The sequence below is a fragment of the Stenotrophomonas sp. SrG genome, from assembly GCF_050031795.1.
Classification (GTDB): domain Bacteria; phylum Pseudomonadota; class Gammaproteobacteria; order Xanthomonadales; family Xanthomonadaceae; genus Stenotrophomonas; species Stenotrophomonas rhizophila_A.
Genome location: NZ_JBNBBE010000445.1, coordinates 1 through 257, shown reverse-complemented (window position 1 = coordinate 257; position 257 = coordinate 1). Strand labels below are relative to the sequence as shown.

Sequence of the window (257 nt, the reverse complement as noted above, 5' to 3'; positions counted from 1 at the left end):
GGGGCTGAGCAGGCGCGACCACACGATCGGGGGGCGGGGGGGCATGGGGGGCGGGAAGTCGACCCTGGTGCGCGCCATCGCCGCAGGCGCGGTGGGGGATACCGACGTGCACAACAGCGACCGCGCCGGCGCGGACAAGGCCTCCACCACGGTGGCGATGGACTACGCCGCTATCGACCTGCCCAACGGCGACCGCCTGCGGCGCGACGGCACGCCCGGCCAGCAGCGCTTCGACTTCATCTGGCCGAGCCTGCTGA

Annotated in this window: 1 pseudogene; it reads left to right on the top strand. The window is 73.9% G+C overall.

From position 1 onward, the window contains the following. Positions 1 to 43 precede the first annotated feature (43 nt). Positions 44 to 257, top strand: a pseudogene (locus tag ACQG3P_RS20420) (GTP-binding protein); the annotation flags it as partial.